Origin of the sequence: Aquirufa beregesia, from assembly GCF_011090385.1 — a bacterium.
GTDB classification, from domain to species: Bacteria; Bacteroidota; Bacteroidia; order Cytophagales; family Spirosomataceae; genus Aquirufa; species Aquirufa beregesia.
This window is the reverse complement of sequence record NZ_SEWW01000005.1, coordinates 48,311-65,213: the sequence shown is the minus strand read 5'-3', so window position 1 is coordinate 65,213 and position 16,903 is coordinate 48,311. Positions and strand designations below refer to the sequence as shown.

Below are 16,903 nucleotides of genomic sequence, written 5' to 3'. Positions count from 1 at the left end.
TTATGCCAAAAGTCCTGGGATTACATTGCCCGAAACGTCGGTTAATCGATATCTCCTTCCCAAATGTTTATAGGTCAATTGTTCATGGTTAATTCCCATCAAGTGCAAAACCGTAGCATGAAAATCATGAATATTCACGGGGTCTTTGGCCACATTATATCCAAATTCATCTGTTTCGCCATACACTGTACCCGGCTTGGTGCCTCCTCCTGCCATAAATATACTGTAAGCTCTTGGGTGATGATCTCGACCGTAATTATCGGGTGTAAAATTACCTTGACAATAATTTGTCCTACCAAATTCCCCTCCCCAAATTACCAAGGTTTCATCCAAAAGCCCCCTTTGCTTCAAATCGGTGATTAATGCTGCCGAGGCACGGTCTACATCCTGTGCCTGCATGCCCATCTCGTTCGGTAAATTTCCGTGGGAATCCCAACCTTGATGATATAATTGAACAAAGCGTACACCGGATTCCGACAATTTTCTAGCCAACAAAGCATTGGCAGCATAAGTGCCTGGTACAAGGCAATCAGGGCCATACATTTTAATGATGTGATCAGGCTCTTTGGATAAATCGGTCAATTCAGGTACCGCTGTTTGCATGCGATACGCCATTTCATATTGTTGGACTTTAGCTTGAATTTCAGGATCACCACTTTCATCAAATCCCAATTGGTTCAATTCAGCTAAATGATCCAACATCCGCCGACGATCTTGTTTATCAATTCCTTCGGCATCATTTAGATATAAAATGGGATCTTCACTGGAACTAAATACCACACCTTGGTGGGTAGAATCCAAAAAACCGTTTGTCCAGAGCTTGGAATAAACCCCTTGACCATTTCCTCTTCCTCGCGATAAGAGCACACAGAAAGCAGGTAAATTTTTATTCTCACTTCCTAAGCCATAGCTCATCCAAGCACCCATGCTAGGTCGATTCCCCACTTGAGCGCCCGTTTGTAGAAAAGTCAAAGCAGGGTCATGATTGATCGCATCCGTATTCATAGTACGAACGATACAAATATCATCCGCTATTTTGGCAATATTGGGTAATAAATCACTGATATACGCTCCCGATTGTCCATGCTGACGAAAGTTATAATAAGAACCCATCAATGGAAACTTGGTTTGACTGGCCGTCATGCCCGTTAGGCGCTGACCACCTCGAATAGACTCAGGTAAATCCTGACCCATCATTTTGGTCAATAAGGGTTTATAATCAAAAGTTTCATATTGAGAAGGTGCTCCATTTTGACATAAATAAATAATTCTCTTAGCCTTAGGGGCATATTGGGCTAATCCCAAAGGGCTAGAGGGTACATCTGTTCCGTCTCCCTTCCAAATTTTGGGAATCAACAAAGACCCTAATGCTAGGCCACCAATTCCAGCAACGGCTTTTCCAAAGAAATGCCTTCTGGTGATATTCAGTCTATTTTTTAAAAACTCATTTTCCATAGATGAAAAGGTTTACACCCGCATTAAAGTTTCTTCCATATTGTAAATCATCTGAATCGTTTGCATCAAAGCCGCAGTAAATGGATTAGCCAAGGCTTGGTTTTTTTGATATTCCCCTACCTTCATCAATGACTTGATTTTGGTAGGCTTTTGCTGAAATTCCAATTGTTCTGCCTCCAAGTATTTCTTCAAAATGGCCAGTTCCTTGGCTTGTGGTGTTCGGCACACTATTTTCCGAAATACTCGACTCAATACTTCATCTACAGGAAGTTTCAGCTTGGCCATATTTTCTGCCAATACGCGGGAACTTTCAGATACATGTGGGTCATTCATCATGACCAATGCCTGCAAGGGTGTATTGGTTCTACCTCTTTGTACTTCACATTGATCCCGATTACTCGCATCAAAAATCAACATGGAAGGTGGCGGCACCGTACGTTTGATGAACACATACATCCCTCGTCGATACAAATCTTGCTGGTGATCTTGAATGTAAGTCATCAAAGATCCACGACCCGAAGAGGCTACTTCCCAAATCCCCTTAGGTTGATAAGGTTTGATGCTTGGGCCACCTATTTCAGGATTTAAAATATCAGCACTAGCTAATACGTGGTCGCGCACATTTTCCGCTGGAATACGTAATCGCGGAGCATGGGATAAGTACATGTTATCAGGATCTACCTTCAAATGCTCCGATTTTATCATAGAGGACTGTCGGTAGGTAGCTGAGCTTACTATTTGCTTCACCAAACGCTTGATATTCCAGTGGTGCGACTTAAAATCAACGGCCAGCCAATCCAAAAGTTCAGGGTGAGTTGGTAATTCTCCCTGCATACCAAAGTCACCAAGCGTCTTAACGATCCCTCTCCCAAAAAACTGAAACCAAATTCGGTTTACAAATACCCGTGAGGTCAGTGGGTTTTGATCATCTACTAACCATTTGGCAAGCCCTAAGCGGTTCTTTGCATATTTTTGAGGTGAAAAAGGTAAAATACTTTTGGGGATACCTACCCCTACCGGTTCACCGTGGGCATCGTAATTTCCCCGGTTTAGTACATAGGTTGGCCGCCAATTACTGGAATCCTTCATCACCATCACTTCTACGGCGGCTGTATCTCGCTTATTGATGAATTTCAAAATAGAAGCCACTTCTTGGCTCGTAATTTTGATATTAGGAGGATCGGCAAAAGAGGCATCAATGGTTCCAAAAAGACCTTTTTCAGGTACTTGATTGAAAAAGGCATAGGTGCTATAATAATCCTTTTGTGAAATGGGATCGTATTTATGGTCGTGGCATTTAGAGCACTCAAAAGTGAGAGCTAAAAATGCTTTCCCAAATGTACTTGTCCGATCATTCACATATTCTACACGGTACTCTTCATCTATTACCCCACCTTCTTGGGTGATTTTATGGTTTCGATTAAAGCCCGTGGCCAAAACCATTTCTTTGGTAGCATGAGGAATCAAGTCGCCAGCCAACTGCCAGGTCAGAAATTTAGAATACGAATAATTGGAATTAAAGGCATGAATGACCCAATCGCGCCAAGGCCACATAGTCCTTAATCCATCGTCTTGATATCCATGTGAATCCGCGTATCGAGCCACATCCAGCCAATAGGTGGCCATTTTTTCTCCATAGTGCTTGTTAGCCAAAAGTTCATCTACAATTTTTTCATACGCTTTTGGACTACTATCTTTCAAAAAGCGATCTTGCATTTCCAAGCTTGGAGGTAGCCCAGTTAAATCAAAGCATACTCGCTTTAATAGGCGCTCTTTGTCGGCTTCATCACTAGGACTAAGTCCCTTCTCTTTCATTTTGGCATACGTAAAATGATCGATGGGGTTATGCACCCAGGACGCATCAGCCTCAGGAATTTCAGGTGTTTTAGGGGCTATAAATGCCCAATGGGGCTTGTATTTGGCTCCTTGCTCAATCCACTTTTCTAATAGCTCAATTTCATGAGGACTTAATGTCAAATTGGATTTCATGGGTGGCATCCGCTGGGAGGTATCTTTGGCGGTAATTCTAGCCATTAATTCCGATGCTTCAGGATTACCTGGAACAATAGCATGAGCTTTGGCATTATCTTTAAATGCAGCATAAGCCCCCTCTGGGGTATCTAAACGTAAATTAGCTTCCCGTTTATTGGCATCAGGCCCATGGCATTTAAAACAGCGGTCTGATAGTATGGGTCTAATGTGATAGTTAAAATCCACTACATCGGGGATACGGGCATCATCTGCCCGAGAGCTCGTGCATCTCCAGCTCGTATAAGCTAGGATACTGAAAGCTGCTAGAATAAGGATGAATCGAATTGATTTAACGCGCATGGCTATCATGATTTAATGTATTATTTCCATGATAAACATTCCATTTCATTGAGTTCTGGACCTCCCCCTCGATTGGCACTTCCTGCTACTACATAAATTTTACCTTTCCAATAAACTACCCCTGTTCCATGTCTGCCTTGCCGTAAATTAGGTAGACTGGACCAAGTACCTGTTCGAGTATCTAATACTTCTACTTCAGAATGGGCAGGAACTTGTTTGACACTTTCTCCATTCATCACTACCAAGTAAGGACCATTAACGATGGATGACGTACCGGCCCGTAAAGTAGGAAGACCTTCGGCCAAAGTTGACCATTGATTGCTTTTGAAATCAAATACATCCACTTCCTTGATACACAGATCTAGTACTTTGCCAATTTTGGCATGCGAAGTACGCCCTCCTGCCACATAGGCTTTGTCTTTACCGACCATCACGGCTTGGAAATGATCTCGAGCTCTAGGTGCATCTGGAAGTATTTTCCAAGTATTGGTTTTGGTATCGTATTCATCAAACCACTTGACATGTCCATCATAATGGCCATCCATGATTCCAGCCACTAAATAGATTTTATTACCCCGAGTAAATACGCCAACAGACCCTCTCAAACGATCGGCAGGAATGCTAGCACCTTCTCTCCAGGTTTTAGTTTTGGGATTAAATATCAAAAATTGAGGAATTGGTTTTTCATGTGGATAATTACCTGTTAAAGCACCAACCACATAAATTTCATGCTGAAATGAAATGGCCTGAAAATGATGAAATTCCATGGGTGCATCAGCTAGAACTGTCCAATTGGATGTTTTAGGATCAAACTCTTCTATAGGTCTTTTTCCCCTACCACCTAAAGCATAAAATTTTCCATCGCATTCCACCATGGAACTTTCATGTCTTTTTTGTGCAGCTTGTTGAGATGTGAGGATGTTCCAAGAATTGGGGGAATCCTGCGCAGACACACTCCAAGAGATTAGCCCAAGGCAAATCAAGAGAATTTTTTTCATGGTTTAATAGGTTTGAAAGTCTAATGTAAAAAAAATATAGAAATGTTCCTCTTTTTTAAGCAGATAGACCTAGATAAAATTTCGACAAATTCTTTTTAGATTAGGGCTAAATTTACTAGTAAATTTGACTCTTTAATCCTACAAAAATGTATAAACGACTCAGTATTTTAGGCGGAATTGCGGTGGCATCCATCAGCATCATGTCATTAACCAATGCACCGAAAGAAGCCTTAGTGGACGAATCCACAGAAAAAACGTATACACAATATTGTTCTAGTTGCCATGGAGAAAAAGTAGATGCCTTTGTGGATCGTACTTGGAAACATGGGAAAAGTAAACCAGAGTTGATTGCTTCCATTACTAATGGTTACGCAGATTTTGGGATGCCTTCTTGGAAAGCAGCTTTAAGTGCAAAGGACATCGAAAAATTAGCTGATCTAATTACCGAAAAATTAGCCAGTGTAGATCAATATAAATTTGCCAATAAGCCTTCTTCCAATGTATTTAAATCCGAGGGAATGACCGTGGTGTTGGACACGATTGTCACAGGATTAGAAAGCCCATGGGGATTTGCTCAATTACCCAATAAGGATTATTTAATCACTGACCGTGCGGGCACCTTGTATCTAGTTGACCAAAACCAACATAAAACCCCCATCAAAGGAACTCCCGCAGTGATGGCTAGAGGTCAAGGCGGATTATTGGATGTGGTTTTACATCCCAACTATGCTTCCAACGGATGGGTTTATATGTCCTATTCCAAATTTAAAACAGAGGGTGGTCAAACAGTCACAGCGACAGGTATTGTGAGAGGAAAAATCAAAAACAATGAATGGGTAGAATCTCAAGAAATTTTTGAATCACTACCTTATACCAAGACCTTTCACCATTTTGGTTCACGGATAGCCTTTGACAAACAAGGATATTTATTCTTTAGTGTAGGTGAACGAGGAATGGAAAAAGTATTCCCACAAGAGACAGATAATGATAATGGTAAAATTCATCGATTGAATGATGATGGAAGTATTCCAAAAGATAATCCCTTTGTTGGAAAAGATAAAGCTAAATTTCATCACAGTATATATTCGTATGGACAAAGAAATCCCCAAGGCTTAACTTTGAATCCGTCTACAGGCGCTATTTGGGAAACCGAACATGGCCCACGTGGAGGAGATGAAATCAATATCATCCAAGCTGGTAAGAATTATGGCTGGCCTACCATTTCTTATGGAATTAATTATGATGGTAAACCCATCACGAATATTTCTAAGAAAGAAGGCATGGAACAACCCATCACCTATTACCTTCCATCCATTGCACCTTCTGGTTTGGCATTTGTAAATAGTGATAAATACCCAGCTTGGAAAGGAAATTTAATGATCGGTTCTTTACGCTTTAATTACATGAATCGGGTCGTGGTTAAGAATAACAAAGTCGTTTCGCAAGAAAAGCTACTAGTTAATTTGGGCCGTATGCGTAATGTAAAAATGGGTGTAGATGGTTATTTGTATGTAGGAGTTGAAAATCCTGGCATGGTTTTCCGTTTAAGACCACAATAAAGCAACATTTTAGGATTGTTTGAAACAACGCTGGCAAGGTTTAGAACCTTGCCAGCGTTGTTTTTTTACATGCCAAACGAATGAGAATTCATATCTATAGTCCAATTTATTGATATCCAATTTTCCATAACCAAGGCAGGCATTTTACATTTTGCCCTTGCTATTTACCACTCATCCAAAACATTTTATTGTTTATCATATAGTACTATGTATAACAAAGTACCTAGTATAGCTTTGCATTGTCAAAAGAGAGACATGCAACCTTTGGGTTCTTGTTTGCATCTACGACTCATTCTCTGTTTACAACCAAAAAATAATTCAATCCGCCTAATGAAAACTTTTATTTTATCTACCCTATTTTCTATTATTGCCCCCCTCCTCGCATTTGCCGATAACGGACTTTCAGCTAAAATCCGAGATGAAAAAAATCAGCCTGTTCCTTTTGCTTCTGTATTATTAAGAAAAGCAAGTGATTCCACCCTAGTAAAAGGATTTATCACCGATGAAAACGGTGAATTAAAAGCCGCCGCTTTACCCCAAGGAAACTATACCTTAAAAATTCAATTCACTGGTTATAAAGCTTATTCCAAAAAACTAGGCGAAGTCAATGCCAATACCCAATTGGATTTAGGAACTATTGCCCTTGAACCCATTTCCACTCAACTAAATGAGGTCATAGTCAAAGCGACCAAACCTTTTATCGAAAGACAATTAGACAAGACCGTGGTCAATGTAGAAAATTCCGTTATGGCAGCTGGTAACTCTGCCATGGAAGTATTAGAGCGTTCTCCAGGGGTTATTGTCGACAAAGATGGCAACATCAGCTTGAGAGGAAAACAAGGTGTCAAAGTCATGATTGATGGTAAAATATCCTATTTATCTGGTAACGATTTGAGCAACTTCTTACGCAATCTTTCTGCCGATCAAATTTCTCAATTGGAAATCATGACCAACCCTTCTTCTAAATATGATGCAGCAGGTACTGCAGGTATCATCAATATCAAAATGAAGAAGAATGTGAATATGGGCATGAATGGGTCCGTAAATGGTACCATCGGCCAAGGAGTATATACTCGTTCTAGTGCAGGTTTAAACTTAAACTACCGCAATAATGGCTGGAACATTTTTGGAAATGCCTCCTATTTTGGACGGAATAACTTACAGCACAATAACATCACTCGTTACTTCCGTGCCCAAAATGAAGTTTGGAATTCCACCACCGATTTTCCCTTCAAAGGCACATACACTTCCATGAAAGTAGGAGCAGACTGGTCAGTCAACAAAAATACAACCGTAGGAATTTTATTCTCAGGAGGCTTAAACCAAACAACCTTAAACAATGGCTTGAATCAATCTACGCAACGTAATCTGGCTACCAACGCCATCATGAGTAAATTAGATACTTATAATTCCATCGACAATCCATTCCATAACTTTGCCAATAACATCAACTTTAAACATACATTGGATAGCACTGGAAAAGAATTGACGATAGATTTAGATTATGCTCGCTACGTAGATAATAATCAAAATGATTATTTGACACAATGGTATGGCTCTGAATTTAATAAAATCAAAAATGATTCTCTTTTACGCACTGGCGCATTATCCAACATTGACCAATACTCCTTCAAATCGGATTATGTATTACCGATCAACAAAAATAGCAAATGGGGTATGGGAGTAAAATCCAGCTATGTAAAAACAGATAATGACCTTCAATTCAGAGGAAAAACAGCCAGCGATGCGGATTATACTTTCTTAAACAAACAAAGCAATCGCTTTATGTACGAAGAGCAAATTCACGCTGTTTACTTAAATACGGAACGTAAATTGGGCAAATGGAGCTATCAAATAGGCTTACGTGGAGAATGGACCATTGCTGATGGAAAATCCATGGCTTATGGAAATGCTGCTTCGGATTCATCCTTCCACCGCGACTTCAAACAACTATTCCCAAGTGCTTTTGTTCAATATGAAGCAAACAAAAACCATACCCTAGGTTTAAACTATAGCCGTAGAATTAATCGTCCAGGTTATTCCGACTTAAACCCATTCGTTTTCTTCCTAGACAACTATACCTATCGAGTGGGTAACCCGATGTTGATGCCTCAGTTAACCAATTCATTTGAATTAACTCATACATTCAAGGGAGCATTTAATACCACTTTTGGATATAGTCATACCGATGATGTGATCACTCAATTATTGAGACAAGATACAGAAGCCCGTAAAACCTATCAGACTTCCGCCAACTTGGCTCAAAGAACTTCTTACAACTTAAGTTTCTCCTTGCCAATCCCAGTGACTAAATGGTGGACAAGTAATACAGATATCCAACTGAATCGCAATGAATTAACAGGTAAAGTGGATCAAGCACAAATCAATTCCGCAGGAAATATGTTCTACATCAACTCGAACCATACCTTTACTTTAAAAAATGATATTAAATTAGAATTGGGCGGACAATATTTCTCAGGAGGATTGGAACAAGCCTTTAATTTTGGCCCTGGTGGTTCATTAAACCTAGGTATTCAAAAAACAGTCTTGAACAAAAAAGGAACCATTCGTATAAATGCCAGCGATATTTTATACACCCAAAACCCAATGGCAACAATCAAATACGGAGATATCGATATAACCGTGAAAAATAGAAATGATACTCGTGTGGTTCGATTCAATTTCACTTACCGATTTGGGAATACAGCTGTCAAAGGTGCTCGTGTTAGAAATACCGGTTTGGATGCTGAAAAAGATCGCGTAAAAAGTGCCAATTAATAACCCATTTAAATACTAAGCGACTAATAATCAATTTCTTAAAAGATGTTAAAGCTTAACAGTTTTTAACTCACCAACAAGGGCGAATCTAGATTCACCCTTGTTTTTTTGTATCCAGATTTCAATACGAATTTGGATTAGGTATTTTTTGCCGAATACATCATTCTTTTGACTATTCTCCACCACTGAATTTTTACTACATCAGGGTCATTTTTACCCTAGCATTTCTGTGTAAACTTTAAAACCAATCAAACAATCCATCTAATGAAAAACCTCTTATTAACAACCCTATGCCTTATTTTAATACAACTGACTACGTTTGGACAATCGAGTTTAAAGGCCAAAATTATAGACGAAAAAAAACAAGCTGTCCCTTATGCATCCCTATTGCTTCGAAAAAATGTTGACTCCAGTTTAATCAAGGGCTTTATCTCCGATGAAAATGGAATTTTACAGGCTCAGAATTTACCTACTGGCCGTTTTACCCTTAAAATTCAATCAACGGGCTACCAGACACGTGTGATTAAATTGGATGAAATAAAAACCAATAGCCAAATTGATCTAGGTACGATCCAACTTGAACCCAGCTCTACCGAATTAGCCAATGTAGAAATTAAAGCAATTAAACCCTTTATCGAAAATTTAGTTGATAAAACGGTGGTCAATGTAGAAAACTCAGTCATGGCCGCAGGAAATTCGGCTATGGAAGTCATTGAAAAATCTCCAGGTGTTATGGTAGATAAAGATGGAAATATCAGTATTCGAGGTAAGCAAGGAGCCAAAGTGATGATTGATGGAAAAATTTCCTATTTGACGGGGAATGATCTCAACAATTATTTGCGAAATCTAGGAGCTGATCAAATTGCTCAATTGGAAATCATCAGTAATCCTTCTTCCAAATACGATGCTGCTGGCACCGCTGGAATTCTAAATATCAAACTCAAAAAAAATTCTCAAATGGGCATGAATGGCTCTGTCAATGCTACCTTAGGTCAAGGATTTTATACACGAGGCAGAGCCGGTTTTAATCTCAATTACCGAAAAAATGACTGGAATTGGTTTAGTAATGGATCCTATGTTCATCAACCCAACATGAATACCATTGATATTACGCGTCAATTCGCCAAGCAAGGGGAAGTTTGGAATTCGAATTCCTTCTACAATTTCATCGCCCAAAATACCCAATTAAAAGCAGGTGTAGACTGGACCTATTCCCCAAAAACAACACTGGGACTTCTCATATCAGGAGGTAGAAGTCAAACCAATTTGTATAAGGGCATCAACCGTACTACACAAAGAAATTTAAACAATCAACTGTTAAGTCAATTGGACACCTATAATGACTTAGACAATCCATTTACTAACCTAGCTAATAATTTCAATTACAAACATAGTTATGACAGCACAGGGAAAGAACTAACAATTGACTTAGACTATGCTCGTTTTCATGATCAAAGCTCCAATGCATATTTAACTCAATGGTTTGGGTCAAACAATACTCCAATAAAAAGTGATTCCCTCATTCGCACACAATCATTGTCCAATATTGACCAATATTCCTTCAAGTCAGATTTTGTCCTTCCTGTAAATAAAACCACCAAATGGGGAATGGGCATTAAATCCAGTTTGGTCAAGACAGACAATGATTTACAATTTAGTAGTCGTATCAAAGAAAATCCTTCCTATACATTCCTCCATCAATTAAGCAATCGATTTCAATACAATGAACAAATCCATGCGGCTTACATCAATCAAGATAGAAAATTAGGCAAATGGAGTTACCAATTGGGATTACGAGGTGAATGGACCATCGCTCAAGGAAAATCCATCTCCTACATGTCAGATGTGCCTGATTCTAGTTTCAATCGCTCCTATTTCCAAGTTTTCCCCAGTGCATTTCTCCAATTTGAGGCCAATAAAAAACATAATTTAGGCCTTAAATACAGTCGCCGCATTGACCGCCCTCAATACAACTCCATGAATCCATTTATCTTTTACATAGATAATTACAATTATGAAGTTGGTAACCCAAATTTGTTGCCACAATTAACCAATTCATTTGAATTCACCCATACTTATGCCGGGGCTTATACCACTTCCTTGGCATATAGTCATACGGATCAGGTCATCACCCAATTACTTAAACAAGACACAGAAAAGCGAGTGACCTACCAAACGACAGATAACTTAGCCCAAAGGGTGACTTATAGTTTAGGTTTTTCATTACCCATTCCGATTAAATCTTGGTGGACAAGCAATACCGACATTTATTTAAATCATGTTGAATTGACTGGAAAACTAGATCAAACTTCCATAAATCCCATGGGAAACATGCTGTATGTAAATTCAAATCATACCTTTAGTTTGAAACATGATGTAAAAATAGAAGTAGGTGGACAATACTTTACGGGTGGACTAGAACAAGCGTTTAATTTCCAATCGGGTGGAGCCCTCAATCTTGGTATTCAGAAGTCCATTTTGAATAAAAAGGGTACACTCCGCTTGAATGCCAGTGATATCCTTTACACCCAAATCCCCAATGCCAGCATTAAATATGCCGATTTAGATGTATTTGTTAAAAGTAGAGGAGAGACCCGGGTCGTTCGCTTAAACTTTAGTTATCGTTTTGGTAATTCCAGCATCAAAGAGGCTCGCGATAGAAGTACGGGGTTGGATGCTGAAAAAGGTCGAGTAAAAAACACTAATTAACATCTTTCACGCAGCGAAAGCCCGTATGCATGAGACCAGAATCTGGGCTTGATTTCATGCGGGCTGAGCTGCGATAGGAAGCACAATAGGAATCATTACAGAGAAAGGAGCCCCCACGCATCACTTTTTTAGGTATACCAGGCTCATCAGGATCATGGCTCTTAACTGGTCCTTTCGGATTTTGCACAAGAGCCCCCCTCTTTTTTAACGTAGTATAATAATCATGACGGTAATTATCGAAACACCATTCCCAGACATTGCCAGCTACATCATATAATCCAAAACCATTGGCTGCAAATTGTTTTACAGGAGCCGTGGTATGTTGGTATCCATCCTTAGCCTCATCCTTATAAGGGAATTTACCTTGCCAAGTATTGGCTTTAAAAACACCTGATTCAATGGGCTCAGAACCCCATGGAAACTCTAGATTCTTCAGTCCACCACGAGCAGCCCATTCCCATTCAGCTTCTGTAGGTAATCGTTTACCCGCCCATCGAGCATAGGCCTGAGCATCATCCCAAGAGACCTGTACCACAGGATGATTTTCTTTACCGACAATAGATGATTGTGGCCCCTCTGGATGGCGCCAGTCAGCACCTCGTACAAATTGCCACCATTGACTATAATCCACTAAATTGACTGGACCCGTTGTAGGAACAAAAACCAAAGAACTTGGGGCTAATAAAGAATCGGGTGGACGAGGTGTGCCTGCAGGTACTTGTTTCTTCAATTCCTCCCAAGAAATTGCCTTTTCTGCTGTAGTTACATAAGCCGTTGCAGAAACAAAAGCCGCAAATTGAGCATTGGTCACTTCTGTTTCATCCATCCAAAAGGACTTCACTGCCACTCGGTGAACGGGATACTCATCTGTCCGTCCTTTTTCATCATGTGCTCCCATATCGAATACTCCCGCTGGGATTTTTTTCATTCCTAACACTACCGCTGCTTTAGCCTGATTTTTTTGAACCAAATTAGCCTTGACAAATCCCCTCTTGGAAGGTAATGGTACATGACAAGCTGCTAATGAATCCTTTTGACGCTGACTAAGCTGTGCCAACACATAAAAAGGCATGCTCAGCATGATCAAAAACATAAAAAGATTTCTCCGCCAAGTACCCCTCAAAATTAATTTCATAGAATCATTCAGGTTAATAATGAGGGAAATTAACAGAAACAAAACATATATACCAATTAATTTACCATGAAACAAGGCGTGTTCTACTAATCTGGTAGTCTAATTGACAAATCGGCACAATTTGCCTAATCCTTGTCTTCTTCTGTCCATTTATCGAAATCCTATGAATAGATGATAATCATCAGATAAAACAATCGTTTGATTGATTAGTTTTGAGAAAGTTAAACCCTTTAATCATCTATGTCGGATAAAATAAAACGTCATGAATTCCTGAAATCCCTAGGATTGAAAGGTGCCTCATTGGTAGCGGTGTATTGCGGTGCTTCTGCAGTAAGTTCATGTAAAAATGAAACAGGAATTACCCCTTCCTCCTCTGCAGATTTCACCTTAGATTTGAGTCAGGCTGCCTACTCAAAACTCAATAACGTTGGTTCATATGTGGTGACCCAAAATGTAGTCGTTGCTCGCGTGTCAAGCACCGCATTTGCAGCAGTTACCCAAATTTGTTCCCATGAAGGACGATCCGCCGTCATCTACAGTAGTGGTGGATTTTATTGTCCTGAGCATGGTGCTACATTTGATACTAGTGGAAAAGGATTAAATGCCAATGGGAGCAGAGGCTTAACTGCATACAAAACAACATTAACTGGAAATTCATTGAGAGTTTACTCCTAATTCTATATTTCTACTAAATTAACATTGATTTTCAAAAAGATTATTTAACATTAGCCATTTAATAACCCTTAATGTTCTATAATAGTATGAAAACCAATCTTAACAGAAATGAATTCTTGAAGTCATTAGGCTTCAAAGGAGCCTCGCTCATGGCAGTTTATTGTGCTGCTTCCGGCCTAAGTTCTTGTTCAAAAGAAGAAAATGTTACGCCTTCTTCGAATGTAAAACCGGGTACTCCGGCTACGGGTGTCGACTTTACACTAGACCTAACCAAAACCGATTATTCCAAATTGAATAGTCCAGATGGTTTTGTCATTGTCAATCAAATCGTGGTAGTTCGTGTCAACTCAACTACCTTTTCGGCGGTGACCCAAGTTTGTTCCCACGAGGGAAATGTGGCCATTAGTTATGCCAATGGTGGCTTCAATTGTTCGGTACATGGCGCCATGTATGACATTAATGGAAAAGGCCTGAATGCAGAAGGGGCCCGAGGATTAACTACTTATAAAACAGCCTTAACAGGCACTAACCTGAGAGTATTCTCATAAAATAACATACCTATGAAGAAAATATCCTTCCTACTGCTCTTCTTAAGTGGTATGGGTTATGCCTCTATGGCCCAAGATGATTTGATGGCCATGCTAGATAAAGAAGCATCCAAAGATAAAGTGTATACCCAAGCTACCTTCAAAGGTTCTCGTTTAATCAACGGACAAACTATGGAGACTATCGCCAAAAAGCATTTAAATTTTTGGATATCTCACCGTTTTGGTGCTGTCAATTCTGGATTTTTAGAAAACTTTTTTGGTTTGGATGAAGCTCGAATCCGACTGGGGCTTGAATATGGTATCACCGATCAATGGTTGTTAGGAGCTGGTCGTTCCTCCATTGAAAAAAGCTATGACTTTTATACCAAATACAAGATACTGAGGCAATCTAACCAAATGCCTGTTAGTGTGGCGGCTTATGGAAGTTTAGTCATTAATTCCATGCCTACCGGATATACCATGTCGAGTGGTACCTTGATGCGTTTTTATACTAATCAACAAAGACAAAGCTATGTAGGGCAAGTATTAATCGCTCGGAAGATGAATGAAAAGCTTTCCTTACAAGTTATGCCCACTATTTTACATAACAATCTAAGTGAGTCCACTTATCACAACAATGACATTGCTTCTCTTGGATTTGGAGGGAGGTATAAATTGAGTAATCGCTTGAGTATATCAGCCGAATATTACAAAAACTTGGTTGATCAAAATGCTTACCTAGCTAAATCAGGTGAAGTATACCCATATCATGATTCATTTGCCTTAGGCTTTGATATTGAAACGGGAGGACACGTATTTCAATTGCACTTCTCTAATTCCCGAGGAATGATTGAAAAGCATTTTATAGGTCAAACAACGGGTACATGGGCGAATGGAGACATATTTTATGGATTCAATATCGCTAGGACATTCAGTTTTGATCCAGAAGCAAAAAAAACACACAAATAACCCCTATATGAAACGTTTATTCATAGCAACTTTGCTCATGTGCGCTGTGGCGATATCCTATACTGCCCAGGCTCAATTGTACCAAGCTCAAAGTGGTGAGATTTCCTTTTTTTCTAAAACTCCTTTAGAAAATATTGATGCCTTGTCTAAAAGTGTCAATAGCATCATCAATGTAGCAACCAACGAAATTGCGGTACAAATGCGAATTACCTCATTTGTATTCCCTAATAAGCTCATGCAGGAACACTTTAACGAGAACTATTTAGAAAGTGAAAAATTCCCCATGGCCTCATTTAAGGGAAAAATCAAAGAAGCGGTAGATCTAAAAAAGGCAGGGACATATCCCGTAACGGCCACTGGTACTGCCAATATACATGGTGTTACTAAACCCATTGAAATTAAAGGAACCATCATTTCAGATGGGAACCAATTACAATTGAGTAGCCAGTTTGACATTCGATTACAAGATTATCAAATTGACATACCCAAAATTGTATTTGCAAAAATTGCAGAAGTGATTGAAGTAAAAAGTAAAATACAGTTTACCCAAAAGAAATAAATGAAATACCAGTTCCTTGTAATGAGCTTAGTCACCTTATTTATGGTGGCTTGCCTAAGTGATAAAAACAGTCCCCTCCCTGCTACTCAAACAGGTACGGGGAACAATACTGGGGTAGAATTACCCAATTCTACCTCTACTTGTGATACGAATACCATCACGTTTGACAAATCCGTTTGGCCTATACTCCAGTACAATTGCACCTCTTGCCATAGTGGTGCCATTATATCTGGAGGGGTAGATTTTAGTACTTACGACAAAATTGTACCCTATATTAAAAATGGGAAACTGTATGGTTCCCTTACCCATGCTAGTGGCTATTCAGCCATGCCCAATGCCACTACCACTTTATCCAAATGTGATGTAAGCACTATAAAGAAATGGATTGTGGGCTCCTACCCTTCAGGAAGCATTCTAGTCAATTTGAATCCCACCAACCCCGTGAACCCTGTGGTTACAGCTAGTCCTACCGAACCTCCTGTGAATCCTCCAGCGGTTACTTGTGATCCAAATTTGGTGTATTTTCAACAAAAAATTCTTCCTATTATCATTTCTAACTGTGCCATGAGTGGCTGCCATGATGCCATTAGTAAAAAAGAAGGAGTACAATTGACGGATTACAGCAACATCATGAAATCGGTTAGGGCTGGAGATCCTACTAATAGTAAATTATATAAAAGTATTATTCGAACAGATGATGAACGTATGCCTGTTCCACCTATGGCCCCATTAAATACTGATACCAAAACCGCTATTTTCAATTGGATTAAACAAGGTGCGCTCAATAATTCATGTGAGCCCAGTGGAAGTGCTTGCGTCACCACCAATATTAGCTTTACTAGCACAATACAAACGATCTTAAAAACAAATTGCGTAGGTTGCCATAGTGGAACAGCGGCATCTGCAGGTATTGATCTAAGCACTCATGCCAATGTTTTGAAAGTAGTTAGTAATGGTAAGCTGTATGGATCAGTGACTCATAGTGCAGGTTTTGTACCTATGCCCAATGCTAGCACAAAAATCTCTAGCTGTGAAATTAGCCAGATTAAGTCCTGGATAGATGCTGGCGCTTTGAACAACTAAACTTCAATGACAACACCCCTACAATGCCTAAGAATGGAAACATCTCATTCTTAGGCATTTATATTTGATTGAAGATAAAAAATAAAAGAATATATAATCTATTATTTAACTATACTATTAATTTC

The 16,903-nt window shown here is 39.4% G+C and carries 12 protein-coding genes; 8 read left to right on the top strand and 4 right to left on the bottom strand.

The features are described 5' to 3' along the window. Genes EWU23_RS08970 through EWU23_RS08960 form a run of 3 tightly spaced genes read right to left on the bottom strand, consistent with a single transcriptional unit; the run spans window position 1 to window position 4,784 of the window. Window positions 1-1,455 (bottom strand): DUF1501 domain-containing protein, encoded by a 1,455-nt coding sequence (locus EWU23_RS08970; protein ID WP_166231149.1) that lies wholly within the window; start codon window positions 1,453-1,455, stop codon window positions 1-3. Window positions 1,456-1,467: 12 nt separating this feature from the next. Then, window positions 1,468-3,786 carry a PSD1 and planctomycete cytochrome C domain-containing protein gene (locus tag EWU23_RS08965; protein ID WP_394367308.1) on the bottom strand — a complete coding sequence of 773 codons (2,319 nt, stop codon included), beginning with the start codon at window positions 3,784-3,786 and terminating at the stop codon, window positions 1,468-1,470. 20 nt (window positions 3,787-3,806) lie between these two features. Next, window positions 3,807-4,784 (bottom strand): Kelch repeat-containing protein, encoded by a 978-nt coding sequence (locus EWU23_RS08960; RefSeq protein WP_166231142.1) that lies wholly within the window; start codon window positions 4,782-4,784, stop codon window positions 3,807-3,809. A 146-nt stretch (window positions 4,785-4,930) separates the two neighbouring features. Between EWU23_RS08960 and EWU23_RS08955 the strand changes: the two genes are divergently transcribed. From EWU23_RS08955 to EWU23_RS08945, 3 genes are all read left to right on the top strand, one after another. Next, window positions 4,931-6,343, top strand: a complete 1,413-nt coding sequence (locus EWU23_RS08955) for a PQQ-dependent sugar dehydrogenase (RefSeq protein WP_166231138.1) — start codon at window positions 4,931-4,933, stop codon at window positions 6,341-6,343. 330 nt (window positions 6,344-6,673) lie between these two features. Beyond that, entirely contained in the window at window positions 6,674-9,121 is a 2,448-nt protein-coding gene (locus EWU23_RS08950) for an outer membrane beta-barrel family protein (RefSeq protein ID WP_166231135.1), read from the top strand. Between the two features lie 264 nt (window positions 9,122-9,385). Continuing rightward, entirely contained in the window at window positions 9,386-11,830 is a 2,445-nt protein-coding gene (locus EWU23_RS08945) for an outer membrane beta-barrel family protein (protein ID WP_166231132.1), read from the top strand. Here the strand turns inward: EWU23_RS08945 and EWU23_RS08940 are convergent. Further along, entirely contained in the window at window positions 11,823-12,965 is a 1,143-nt protein-coding gene (locus tag EWU23_RS08940) for a formylglycine-generating enzyme family protein (RefSeq protein WP_235942189.1), read from the bottom strand. The two genes, EWU23_RS08945 and EWU23_RS08940, sit on opposite strands and share 8 nt — an antisense overlap. Before the next feature lie 240 nt (window positions 12,966-13,205). Between EWU23_RS08940 and EWU23_RS08935 the strand changes: the two genes are divergently transcribed. The 5 genes from EWU23_RS08935 (at window position 13,206) to EWU23_RS08915 (ending at window position 16,778) form a co-directional block, all read left to right on the top strand. Continuing rightward, on the top strand, window positions 13,206-13,640 hold the full coding sequence (locus EWU23_RS08935; RefSeq protein WP_166231129.1) for a QcrA and Rieske domain-containing protein: 435 nt from the start codon (window positions 13,206-13,208) through the stop codon (window positions 13,638-13,640). An 86-nt stretch (window positions 13,641-13,726) separates the two neighbouring features. Continuing rightward, window positions 13,727-14,188, top strand: coding sequence for a QcrA and Rieske domain-containing protein (locus EWU23_RS08930; protein WP_166231126.1), 462 nt, complete (start codon window positions 13,727-13,729; stop codon window positions 14,186-14,188). A 12-nt stretch (window positions 14,189-14,200) separates the two neighbouring features. After that, window positions 14,201-15,136 (top strand): DUF5777 family beta-barrel protein, encoded by a 936-nt coding sequence (locus EWU23_RS08925; protein WP_205753133.1) that lies wholly within the window; start codon window positions 14,201-14,203, stop codon window positions 15,134-15,136. 7 nt (window positions 15,137-15,143) lie between these two features. Beyond that, window positions 15,144-15,695, top strand: a complete 552-nt coding sequence (locus EWU23_RS08920; protein ID WP_166231123.1) for a YceI family protein — start codon at window positions 15,144-15,146, stop codon at window positions 15,693-15,695. A 21-nt stretch (window positions 15,696-15,716) separates the two neighbouring features. Then, complete coding sequence (locus EWU23_RS08915; RefSeq protein WP_205753132.1) at window positions 15,717-16,778, top strand: c-type cytochrome domain-containing protein; 1,062 nt, start codon at window positions 15,717-15,719, stop codon at window positions 16,776-16,778. Window positions 16,779-16,903: the final 125 nt, after the last annotated feature.

Coding starts and splice junctions, on each gene's coding strand:
- EWU23_RS08940 (WP_235942189.1), bottom strand. CDS start 12,965: ATGAAATTAATTTTGAGGGGTACTTGGCGGAGAAATCTTTTTATGTTT.
- EWU23_RS08970 (WP_166231149.1), bottom strand. CDS start 1,455: ATGGAAAATGAGTTTTTAAAAAATAGACTGAATATCACCAGAAGGCAT.
- EWU23_RS08930 (WP_166231126.1), top strand. CDS start 13,727: ATGAAAACCAATCTTAACAGAAATGAATTCTTGAAGTCATTAGGCTTC.
- EWU23_RS08950 (WP_166231135.1), top strand. CDS start 6,674: ATGAAAACTTTTATTTTATCTACCCTATTTTCTATTATTGCCCCCCTC.
- EWU23_RS08960 (WP_166231142.1), bottom strand. CDS start 4,784: ATGAAAAAAATTCTCTTGATTTGCCTTGGGCTAATCTCTTGGAGTGTG.
- EWU23_RS08920 (WP_166231123.1), top strand. CDS start 15,144: ATGAAACGTTTATTCATAGCAACTTTGCTCATGTGCGCTGTGGCGATA.
- EWU23_RS08955 (WP_166231138.1), top strand. CDS start 4,931: ATGTATAAACGACTCAGTATTTTAGGCGGAATTGCGGTGGCATCCATC.
- EWU23_RS08965 (WP_394367308.1), bottom strand. CDS start 3,786: ATGCGCGTTAAATCAATTCGATTCATCCTTATTCTAGCAGCTTTCAGT.
- EWU23_RS08945 (WP_166231132.1), top strand. CDS start 9,386: ATGAAAAACCTCTTATTAACAACCCTATGCCTTATTTTAATACAACTG.
- EWU23_RS08915 (WP_205753132.1), top strand. CDS start 15,717: ATGAGCTTAGTCACCTTATTTATGGTGGCTTGCCTAAGTGATAAAAAC.
- EWU23_RS08935 (WP_166231129.1), top strand. CDS start 13,206: ATGTCGGATAAAATAAAACGTCATGAATTCCTGAAATCCCTAGGATTG.
- EWU23_RS08925 (WP_205753133.1), top strand. CDS start 14,201: ATGAAGAAAATATCCTTCCTACTGCTCTTCTTAAGTGGTATGGGTTAT.